The sequence below is a fragment of the Streptomyces sp. HSS9-12 genome (assembly GCF_054963655.1).
This window is the reverse complement of record NZ_JBUEGC010000094.1, coordinates 1-7,753: the sequence shown is the minus strand read 5'-3', so window position 1 is coordinate 7,753 and position 7,753 is coordinate 1. Positions and strand designations below refer to the sequence as shown.

The window sequence follows — 7,753 nt, the reverse complement described above, 5'->3', positions numbered from 1 at the left end:
TCACGCCCGGGGTTCCTCGCAAGATCAGTCTGAAGCATCAGGACAAGGAAGGCGAACGCGTAGATCGTGGCGAAGGCCTGTCCATTTCCCTGCCAGGTGTTGATCTGAGACGTGATGTGCCGGACGAGCCAAACGGAGAGGGCCACCATCGAAATGGCGCCCCCCACCAGGATGCGCGTCCGAGTTCTGGTAACCCGGACCGGAGTCATCGTGCAGAGACCCCCTTGTTACGCCGGAATCCGACCTTCGTCAGAACGGGTTAAAGAGGAGCCGTGGGGGAACCGGTCGGAGGTGCGGCCAGTCGGCCGTGCGGGCGGCGGCTCCGTGCCCCGGATCAGTTCGCAGGTGCCTCAGGCCCGCGACAAGCAGGCGAGGACACATCGGAGCAGGCGATGGCAGATTTCCCTGGGCACAGGCCGATCGTCGTCGGTCTCGATCCCGACCCCCGTCACCGGATGGCCCTGGCGTGGGCCGCCGACGAGGCGGACCGGCGTCACCTGCCCCTGCGCGTGGTGCTCGCCGAAGGACAGCCGACCATCAGGGTCACGCAGCGGGACCTGCTGCCCTCCTGGGACAGGTGGAACCGCACCTTGCATGCGGCGGGGGAACGAGCCCTCGACGAGGCGGTCGCCTTCGTCCAGGCCCGCCGGCCAGGCATTGAGGTCTCGACCCTGCTCGCGGAAGGCGAGGCACCGTGGGTCCTGCGTGATCAGGCCGAGGAGGCGACGATGGTCGTCCTCGGCTCCAGGGATCTGTCCGCTGTGCGAGAACTATTCAGTTCCGCGGCTGTGGCTCTACCGGTCATCGTCCACGCTCCCTGCCCGGTGGTGGTCGTACGCGAGCCCGAGCACACCACACAGGAGCGGCCGTACTTCGTGGTCGGCGTCGACGGCAGCCCGACGTCACAAAGGGCGATCGACTTCGCTTTTGAGGAAGCGGAGCTCCGCGGTGCCGCGCTGCGAGCACTGTACGTATGGCACCCGCCACTTCTCGGTAACCTCGACGAGGGCGCAGCCGAGCAAGAGAGCCGAAGGATCCTCTCGGAAGTGACCTCCGGCCGTACCGCGACCCACCCCAATGTGGAGGTGCACCACGAGGTCCTGCGCGGTCACCCGGTGGAGGTCCTCACCCGCGAATCAGCTCATGCGCTGGGCCTGGTCGTCGGAACCAGGGGCCACGGCGGCTTCACCGGCATGCTCCTCGGCTCCGTCAGCCACGGTCTGCTCCACCATGCTCAGTGCCCCCTGATCACCGTCGCACCCTCCGTCAGACTGCCGGGCGACTGATGGAAGCGTGTGCCAGGCACCCGAGGCGAGCGGGAAGGGGTGCCGCCACATGCCCTTCGGTCGTTCACTGACACCGCGAGCAGTCCGGCAGGGCGTGGTGGGCAGCATGCCGGAGGGCCCTTGCATCGCCGTGTGGCATCAGTGGCAAGGCTTCAGCCTGAGGCCGTGATCTGGCACTGGGCCGGTCAGCCGTCGAGCAGCGGAGCCTGCTTGGTGCCGCGGAAGATCCCCGGTGTCTTCCTGGCCGCATCGACCACGGCTGCCGGGTCGGCGAGTTCCTGTGTCAGCTGCCAGAACAGGTCATCGATGGAGATCATGCCCACCAGGCGCCCCTCGGCCACCACGGGAAGGTGACGCACCTGCACCGACCGCATGGTGAGGATGGCGACGGCGACGGCGTTATCAGCCTCGACGGTCACCGGGGCGGTGGACATGACCGCCTCCACCCGGGTCTGCGGGTGACAGCCCCCGGGCCAACGCACGCACAACAAGATCACGGTCGGTGACGATGCCGATCACCCGGTCACGATCGACGACGGGCAGGGCACCGACGCCGGCATCCGCCATGTGCGCGCCGCATCTTCAAGGGAGCCGTCGGTACCACACTCGCCGGCGGCCTGTTCATCATGTATTGAATCTGCACGGTTGAACGCCTGCCTTCTCAACCGCCCGTTTCGCCGGCGAGGCTCCGTGCGCGCGCACGGCCGATTCCAGCGCCGCGCCCCGCCCCGCGACCTTCAATGTGTCCCTTCGGGACTTGCCCGGCTGCCGAAGACCGGCGCCGCCGGGTCGCAGCCACCGGGATGATCTGACTCGCGTGCCCCGATCAGAGGGATTCACTCTCCGGAGAGAGGGATTCACTCTCCGGAGAATGGATACCTCCGAAAATTCGGAGTCGGTCTTGAACCGGCCACGGCCTTCGGTAATCCAGGGCGATCAGCGTTCGGGATTCCCCTCGTCAGCCCGGTAGCTCTTGGTCCATGTAGCACCGCACCTGCACCTGAAGTACTCGACCAGTTCCCCTTCCTCAGATAGACCCATGCCGTTCTTGATGCGGACGTGAACGTGCTCACTCATAACACATGACTTTCCGGTCGGAAGTTATTCAGTATCCGCAAGCATGAGGTACCGGCCAAGGCCAGGATCGAGATCAGTGATTCGATTCACATATTCTGCCGAGCCGAGAATCTTCCGTTCGAGCAGGACCCTGCCGCGGGCCGCATCCTGGTCTGTGCGTCGAGTATCGAGCGGTCAGCGGAGTCGGCGCCGGAGAAGCCGTGCCCGGGCGACAGCGCCCAGGCCGACGTCGGTGGCCAGGGCGGAGCGAGCCCCCGGCTCGACGCATGAGCGTGGAGTAGGCGGGCAGCGCCGACAGTCGGCGACCGATCTGCCGTCCCCGGCGTGGGGCGAACCGACCGGTCTCGCCCCGTATCCGGGGCCGCGGTGCCCGCACCCCAGGACCGGCAGTGCCGAATCGCTCGCCGTTCAGGCCGGCATCGCGAGCTGATCGCGAGCTTCTGGGTTACGGCAGGTTGTTGACGTCGCAACAACTGTCTTGTACACACGGCGATAACGTGCGGTGCGGGCGTCGCATAACGGCCAGCCGCAGCCGCAGCAGGCGAGGTGAGGGGAGCGCGCCATGGCCGGACTGCTGCACAGGGACCGCACCGTCGCTCCACCCGGATACAAGCGGTGGCTGATTCCACCAGCTGCCCTCGCCGTTCACCTGAGCATCGGCCAGGTCTACGCGTTCAGCGTGTTCAAGACGCCGCTGCAGGCTCATTTCGGCACCGGGCTGACGCCCATCGCGTGGATCTTCAGCATCGCCATCGTCATGCTCGGTCTGTCCGCGGCCTTCGGCGGAACTTGGGTGGAGCGCAGCGGCCCTCGCAAGGCGATGTTCGTCTCGGCCTGCTGCTGGGGATCGGGCTTTGTGGTCGGGGCCCTCGGCGTCGCCTCTCATCAGTTGTGGCTGCTCTATCTGGGCTACGGCCTCCTCGGCGGCATCGGGCTCGGCATCGGCTACATCTCCCCGGTGTCCACCTTGATCAAGTGGTTTCCCGACCGACCGGGCCTTGCCACCGGTCTCGCCATCATGGGCTTCGGCGGAGGAGCACTCATCGCTTCTCCACTCTCGGTGAAGCTGATGCAGGTGTTCGACCCCTCCTACGACCCGGCCGGCACCGGCGCGGACGTCTCCGGCAGCGCACTGACCGCGACATTCCTCGTGCTCGGGATCGCCTACGCCATCGCCATGATGTCCGGCGCCTTCAGCGTGCGCGTGCCGGCGCCCGACTGGACTCCGCCCCGCCCCGTGCAAGCCGCCGAGGCAACCGTCCGCTCACCGCGCACCACAGCGAACGTCTCCGCCGCCAACGCCCTGCGTACACCGCAGTTCTGGTTGCTGTGGGTGGTGTTGTTCTGCAATGTCACCGCAGGCATCGGCATCCTCGAGCAGGCCGCCCCAATGATCCAGGACTTCTTCCGCTCAGGCGGCACCTCCACCATCTCCGCTGTGGTTGCCGGGGGGTTCGTCGGGCTGCTGTCCATGTGCAACATGACCGGCCGCTTCGTGTGGTCCTCCGTTTCCGACGTCATCGGCCGCAAACCGACCTATGCCCTCTACCTCGGCCTGGGCATCGTGCTCTACGCACTGCTCGCGACCACCGGGCCAACCTCCACAGCGCTGTTCACGGCGCTGGCAGGGCTGATCATCTCCTTCTACGGCGGCGGGTTCGCCACCGTCCCGGCGTATCTGAAGGACCTGTTCGGCACGTATCAAGTGGGGGCGATCCACGGCCGGCTGCTCACGGCGTGGTCCGCGGCCGGCGTCGCCGGTCCCCTCATCGTGAACGGCATCATCGAGCACCAGGGCAGCCCGGGCCAGCTCACCGCGGCCGCATACCGTCCGGCGCTGCTCGTCGTGATCGGCATACTCGCCGTGGGCTTCCTTGCCAACCTGCTGATGCGGCCGGTTTCCGACCGCTTCCACGAGCCCTCCGGACCGGTCACGACCGGCACCCCGCGGTCAGCCGGCGCGTCGGCCGAGCCCGGAACGTATGTCGCCGGTGCACCGTCCGGCTCCATCCCCGATCCCGACCCTGCTGAAGGGGGGTGAATATGACCGGCTCCAGCTCCGCCTCCCCCGCCCCGCCACCTTCGCGGAGCGCCACCGTACGGCTGCTCCTCTGCTGGCTTGCCGTGGGCATCCCACTCGGTTATGGGGTGTTCGAGACCCTGGTCAAGGCCGCCAAGCTGTTCGCGAACTGAAAATGTCCAACGCCCCGCGGGAAGGCGGGAACCGTCGTCCACGAGGGATCGCTCACCGGGACGCGCTCACCGCGCGGGCGGATTCCGAACCGGATCGGCGGGTCTGGGTGGTTGACATGCGCAAGCCAAAGCCCTTCAGTGACCAGGCGTCGTCTGCATCCCGTGCCCCACTCGTCCCGTTGCCCTCGCCATGTGAGGAGTCGCCGTGGTACAGCACAATCCCCTCAACTCCCCGGATGAGATACGCACCCACAGCCGCCGCGCGGTGATCGCCAGCACGGTGGGCACCGCGATCGAGTGGTACGACTTCTTCCTCTATGGCACAGCCGCCGCCCTGGTCTTCCCACACCTGTTCTTCCCCGGCCAGTCCACCTATGCGGGTGTCATCGCCTCCTTCGGGACGCAGTTCGTCGGCTTCGCCGCGCGGCCCGTGGGCGCCGCGATCTTCGGCCACTTCGGAGACCGGGTCGGGCGCAAGTCGACGCTGGTCACCACGCTCGTCCTGATGGGTGTCAGCACCTTCCTCATCGGCTTGCTGCCTGGCTACTCGGCGATCGGCATCGCCGCGCCGCTGCTTCTCGTACTGCTGCGGATCCTGCAGGGCATCGGCGTCGGCGGGGAGTGGGGCGGCTCGGTCCTGATGTCCATGGAGTGGGGGCCGCGGCACCGCCGCGGGCTGATGGCCAGCTGGCCACAGCTGGGCGTGCCGCTCGGTCTGCTCGCCTCCACCGGCATGGTCAAACTGATGAACACCGCTTCCGGCGACGGGTTCGACAGCTGGGGCTGGCGGGTGCCCTTCCTCGCCAGCGTCGTCCTGATCGGCATCGGGCTGTACGTACGGCTGCGGGTGCTGGAGAGCCCCGCCTTCACCGAGGTGAAGGAGGATCGGGAGGTGGTACGCCAGCCGGTCTGGAGCGTGCTGCGCCACCAGCCCCGCGTGGTCCTCACCTCCGCCTTCGTCCGGATGTCGGAGCAGGCCCCGTTCTACCTCTTCATCACTTTCGTGCTCACCTACGGCACGGAGAAGCTCAGCCTCCCCAAGGGGGATCTGCTGAACTACACCCTGCTCGCGGCAGCCGTCGGGCTTGTCAGCGTCCCGCTGTTCGGCCATGTGTCCGACCGGATCGGCCGTCGCCGGATGTACGGCATCGGCATCGTCTGCACCGGGCTGTACGCATTCCCGTACTTCGGCCTCCTCAACACGGCGAGCTCGGGCCTGGTCCTGCTCGCTATCGTGTTGTCCCTCCTCTTCCACGACATGCAGTACGGCCCCCAAGCCGCGCTGATCGCCGAGGGATTCGGGACCAATGTCCGCTACAGCGGCGCCGGTCTCGGCTACCAACTGGCATCCGTCATCGCGGGCGGGCCTGCCCCCCTCATCGCCGCGGCGATCCTCGAACACACCCACTCCAGCACGGGGATCAGCTGGTACATCGTGGGCTGCTGCGTTGTCGGGATGGCCGCACTGCTGCTCATGCCCAAGGCGGACGGGACGTCCGGCGCAAGGGTCCCGCGCCAAGCCGGCTCCCCGATCTCGGACGCCACGGCCTCCGAACGGGCCTGAGCGCCTCGCGCAGCCGAGCCGCCGAAGAGCATCCAGACCGCCGGTGCCATCGGCTCGGACGTCACATACCGCCGGTGGCCGGCCCGCTGCTGCGCAACACCTCGGCATCGGAAAGGCCACCGGCGCAACGGTCGCGATGCTCTTCCTCCTGCCTGAGCCGCGTCGGAAAAGCGTTTGACGCCCGTCGGCGTCCGGCGGTCGGATGACGTGCCATGAGCACAGGGCAGATGCATCCCGGCATGCACCCCATTGACGACGACCTTGTGCGGCGGCTGATCGCCGGGCAGTTCCCGCAGTGGGCGGGGCTGGCGGTGGAGCGGTTTCCGTCCGGCGGCACGGTCAACGCCATGTACCGGCTGGGCGACGACATGGTCGTACGGCTGCCGCTGGTGCGGGGCGGGGCCAACGACGTGTCGATGGAGCGGACGTGGCTGCCCCGACTCGCGCCCCATCTGCCCACGCCCATCCCCGAGGTGCTCGGGGATGGGGAGCCCGCCGAGGGGTATCCGTGGCCGTGGTCGGTGTACCGGTGGCTGGCCGGGGAGAACCCCGAGGCGGGGGCACTGAGTGAGCCGGTGCTGCTGGCCGAGGATCTGGCCGAGTTCGTCGCGGCGATGCGGAGCATCACCCTGGCAGGCGCGCCGCAGGCCCATCGCGGCGGGCCGGTCCCCTCGCTCGACGCGGAGACCCGGGCGGCGATCGAGGAACTGCGCGGGCTCCCGCAGGAGGGCGTCGACTGCGATGCCGCCGCCGCGGTATGGGAGGAGGCGCTGCGGGCCCCGGGCTGGGACGGGCCGCCGGTGTGGCTGCATGCCGATCTCATGCCAGGCAACCTGCTGGTGGACGGTGGCAGGCTGACCTCGGTAATCGACTTCGGGTGCCTGGGGGTGGGTGATCCGGCGTGCGATCTGTTCCCAGCGTGGAATCTGCTGCCGGCCAATTCGAGGGAAGTCTTCCGCGAGGCGCTGGGCGTGGACGACGCGACCTGGAGCCGCGGCCGGGGGCGGACGCTCTCGCAGGCGCTGATCGCGCTGCCGTACTACCGGAGGACAAACCCGGCGATGGCACGCAACGCTCGGCACGTGATCCAGGCGGTGCTGGACGAAGGCTGAGGCATCCCACTGCGTGTTGGGACCGTGCTGGTCACAGCCATTCGTTGATGGCTGCGACCAGCACGGTGGCCTGGTAGCGCCGGGTACTGGGATCCAGACCAAGCTGCATGCGAGATCTCGTCGAAGCACGCCGACGGTGGCCTCCGAGCGAGTGTCCGGCCATCTCCGTGAGTTCTACGACCAGTTGGCCCCGCACAGGCAGGAGCCCGTAGCCCTGGCCTTCGAGGCGCGGCTACGGGAACTCCTCCCACCGGTCAGCGGATCGCTAGCGGCCGCCGCCGCGTGATCGGCGCCGCCGTTCATCCATGAGCAGGTACAGCAGACCGACGAGCGATCCGCTGCTCACGATCTCGCGGCGGTCGATCATTCCCCGCACCTCCGTGAGGCGGATCCACTCGATGCGGTCGGACTCGTTCTTCTCCGTGGGCGGCCCGGCGTAGGTCGCGCCGTCCACACGGAAGACGTGGTGCTGTGAATCGTGATCCCGTTGGCCGGCTCGGCGTAGGCGGGGGCGACCCCCA

8 protein-coding genes and 1 pseudogene are annotated in these 7,753 nt (G+C 68.0%); 5 read left to right on the top strand and 4 right to left on the bottom strand.

All coding sequences use genetic code 11. The features are described 5' to 3' along the window. On the bottom strand, positions 1-209 hold a 209-nt coding region (locus ACY34J_RS28490), incomplete at its 3' end, for a hypothetical protein (RefSeq protein ID WP_462761991.1). 183 nt (positions 210-392) lie between these two features. Here ACY34J_RS28490 and ACY34J_RS28485 point away from each other — a divergent pair. After that, complete coding sequence (locus tag ACY34J_RS28485; RefSeq protein WP_462729526.1) at positions 393-1,286, top strand: universal stress protein; 894 nt, start codon at positions 393-395, stop codon at positions 1,284-1,286. A 185-nt stretch (positions 1,287-1,471) separates the two neighbouring features. Here the strand turns inward: ACY34J_RS28485 and ACY34J_RS28480 are convergent, their stop codons facing one another. After that, positions 1,472-1,720, bottom strand: coding sequence for a CBS domain-containing protein (locus tag ACY34J_RS28480; RefSeq protein WP_462729525.1), 249 nt, complete (start codon positions 1,718-1,720; stop codon positions 1,472-1,474). Further along, on the bottom strand, positions 1,689-1,853 hold the full coding sequence (locus ACY34J_RS28475) for a CBS domain-containing protein (RefSeq protein ID WP_462729524.1): 165 nt from the start codon (positions 1,851-1,853) through the stop codon (positions 1,689-1,691). Before ACY34J_RS28475 ends, ACY34J_RS28480 begins: the two co-directional genes overlap by 32 nt. Before the next feature lie 1,072 nt (positions 1,854-2,925). Between ACY34J_RS28475 and ACY34J_RS28470 the strand changes: the two genes are divergently transcribed. The 4 genes from ACY34J_RS28470 (at position 2,926) to ACY34J_RS28455 (ending at position 7,232) form a co-directional block, all read left to right on the top strand. Continuing rightward, a complete protein-coding gene (locus ACY34J_RS28470) occupies positions 2,926-4,404 on the top strand; it encodes an OFA family MFS transporter (RefSeq protein ID WP_462729523.1) in 1,479 nt (492 codons plus the stop codon). A gap of 2 nt (positions 4,405-4,406) precedes the next feature. Further along, a complete protein-coding gene (locus ACY34J_RS28465) occupies positions 4,407-4,556 on the top strand; it encodes an MFS transporter small subunit (protein ID WP_462729522.1) in 150 nt (49 codons plus the stop codon). Positions 4,557-4,761: 205 nt separating this feature from the next. After that, positions 4,762-6,120 (top strand): MFS transporter, encoded by a 1,359-nt coding sequence (locus tag ACY34J_RS28460; RefSeq protein ID WP_462729521.1) that lies wholly within the window; start codon positions 4,762-4,764, stop codon positions 6,118-6,120. 212 nt (positions 6,121-6,332) lie between these two features. Continuing rightward, positions 6,333-7,232, top strand: a complete 900-nt coding sequence (locus tag ACY34J_RS28455; protein WP_462729520.1) for an aminoglycoside phosphotransferase family protein — start codon at positions 6,333-6,335, stop codon at positions 7,230-7,232. A 265-nt stretch (positions 7,233-7,497) separates the two neighbouring features. On the opposite strand, the pseudogene ACY34J_RS28450 reads toward ACY34J_RS28455, so the two are convergent. Further along, positions 7,498-7,753: pseudogene (locus tag ACY34J_RS28450) on the bottom strand (NUDIX hydrolase); the annotation flags it as partial.